Below are 2,291 nucleotides of genomic sequence, written 5' to 3'. Positions count from 1 at the left end.
ATCCCGCCCCGCCCCGGCCGCGGCGCCCCGGCCGCCCGCCTCGCGGAGATCCTGCGGGTCGACCACGCCGGCGAACTGGCCGCCGTCCAGATCTACCGCGGCCAGCGGGCCGTGATGGGCGCCGCCCCGGGCAAGGCCGCCCTCGCCGGCCACTTCGCCGAGATGGAGGCCCAGGAGGCCGAGCACCTCGCCCGCTTCGACCGCCTGCTGACCGAACGCCGTGTCCGCCCGACCCTCATGACCCCGGTCTGGCGCCTGGCCGGCTTCGCCCTCGGCGCCGGCACCGCCCTCCTGGGCGAGAAGGCCGCCCACGCCTGCACCGAGGCGGTGGAGACCGTGATCGAAGGCCACTACGCCGAACAGATCGCCGAGCTGGCCGACCGCGACCCCGACCTCGCCGCCGAGCTCGCCAAGTTCCGCGACGAGGAGCTGGCCCACCGCGACTCCGCCGTGGACCAGGGCGCCCGCGAGGCCCCCGGCTATGCCCTGCTCTCGGCCGTCATCGGCGCCGGCTGCCGCGCCGCCATCCGCCTCAGCGAAAAGGTCTGAGCCGCCGCCTCAGGGCGCACGCGCCGGCAGGCTGAACAGCGCCCGGTCCACCGGCTCGAACCTCACCGTCTCCAGCACCCGCGTCCGCGGCCTGGCCAGCCCCCCGCCCATCGTCACGAACCGGAACGGCACGGTCAGGGCGCCGACCTTGCGATAGTCGCTCAACTCCACCGTCACGGGCCTGGCCCCCTCCGCCTCGACGATCCGGCCCAAAAGCCCCGTCTTGGCGTCGAACCACAGCTCTCGCGGAGAGCCGCCGTTGGGATGCGCCCGCACCACCTCGAAGGCGCGCCCGTCCGCCCGGCGCTGGCCAACGTAAGAGGCCCGCGCGTCGAACCGGCTGCGGAAGTAATAGCCATAGCCCGCCACATAGGCGTCGGTCCGCGCCGCCTTGAGGTCCGGCGCCGGCTCGCCCGACACGTCCGCCCCCGCCGGGTGCAGGCTCCAGGCGCCGGCGCCGTTGTACCCGCGCACCACCCTTCCTGCCGGCCCCGCCACGTCGGTCCGTAGGCCGTACCGCAGCGGATCGGCCCAGCGCTCGTGGCGGAAGCCCTCCTCGGCCCCCAGCTCGTGCACCCCGGCCACCTTCGCCCAGGCCGCCCCGCCCGTGGCCGCCCGCGCCCGCTCCATCACCCGCACCGCCTCGGGCGCGTACTGCGCATAGGCCGCGCCGCCCGCCGCCAGGGCCCACAGGGCGGCCAGCGCCACCAGAATCGTCCGAACCTGCATCCGCATTCCCTGACCCAAGCCGCCAAGGATGACCAGATTGCGGCTGCGCCCGGACACCCGACCCTCTACCGGTCCCGCCCGCCCGGCAGCCGGGCCGTCCCCGGCGGCGGCCGCCAGCCGGGCGCGTCCTCCCGCTCCACCTGCCCGGTCAGCGGATTGGGGCACCAGGCCACCACCTTCTTCTGGCCCGTCTCCTTGTCCACCTCCACCCCGAAGTGGCGGAACAGGATGGTCTGCACCTTCCGCGGCGCGTCCGGCTCCACCAGCTTCGGCCGGAACACCCGCGGCGCCATCACCCCGGCCATCCAGCGCATGTGCCCCAGCTTCACCTGGGTCAGGAACGCCGTCTCCGGCGTCGCCCCGCACGCCTCCTCCCAGCCGTCGTCGCAGATCCGCTCGGCCCGGATCCGCGCCCCCTGCTGCACGCTCTCCTCGAACTGCGGAAACGACCGCCGCCAGTGGAAGATCGTCGACAGGCTCGGCATGGTCGGATCGCGCGAGATGGCGGTCAGGCTCTGCCCCTCGCACATCCGCTCGAAGATCTCGCCCGCCACCTCCTCGGAATAGCTGAACACCCCGCCGCCATAGCGCCCGTCCGCCCGCGGCCCTCGCCCGCTCGCCCGCCGCGCCTCCAGCAGCGCCGCGCCGAAGTCCGCCTTCTCCCGCGCCCACCGCCCCACCGTCTGCGGCGTCGGCATCCGCCGCCCGCGGCACACGTCGTAGAGCAGCTCCCCCGCGGCCACCCGCTCGCAGATCCGCACCGCCAGCTTCAGCGTGTACTTCACCGCCGGCTTGCGGCCCGGCTTCACCCGTCCCACCAGGCGCGCCAAGGCGCCCTCAGGACGCAGGTCCTCGGTCATGGTCGTCTCTCGCGATGTCGGAATATCAGCGCCCCGCCGGCCCCAAGGCCGCAGCAATCAACGCTGACAGAACCCTACCCCAATTCGCGCGCAAATGCAAGAACAAATAACGAACATCACCCCGCCGGCGGCGCCGACAGCTTCTCGACCCGC

At 74.0% G+C, this 2,291-nt stretch carries 3 protein-coding genes; 1 reads left to right on the top strand and 2 read right to left on the bottom strand.

Annotated elements, in window-relative coordinates; all coding sequences use genetic code 11:
• On the top strand, positions 1 to 549 hold a 549-nt coding region (locus AX721_RS22280; protein WP_231754754.1), incomplete at its 5' end, for a demethoxyubiquinone hydroxylase family protein.
• Positions 550 to 558: 9 nt separating this feature from the next.
• On the opposite strand, the gene AX721_RS22275 is transcribed toward AX721_RS22280, so the two are convergent.
• Together AX721_RS22275 and AX721_RS22270 are read right to left on the bottom strand one after the other, a co-directional pair.
• Positions 559 to 1,278: a hypothetical protein gene (locus AX721_RS22275; RefSeq protein WP_068878166.1), complete on the bottom strand. Its 720-nt coding sequence runs from the start codon at positions 1,276 to 1,278 to the stop codon at positions 559 to 561.
• Between the two features lie 65 nt (positions 1,279 to 1,343).
• Positions 1,344 to 2,138, bottom strand: coding sequence for a hypothetical protein (locus tag AX721_RS22270; protein WP_068878165.1), 795 nt, complete (start codon positions 2,136 to 2,138; stop codon positions 1,344 to 1,346).
• Between the last annotated feature and the right edge of the window lie 153 nt (positions 2,139 to 2,291).

It is taken from the genome of Phenylobacterium sp. CCH9-H3, assembly GCF_001557235.1.
Taxonomy (GTDB): domain Bacteria; phylum Pseudomonadota; class Alphaproteobacteria; order Caulobacterales; family Caulobacteraceae; genus Phenylobacterium.
Note: the sequence above shows the minus strand (reverse complement) of the source record. Positions and strands in the feature narration are given on the sequence as shown.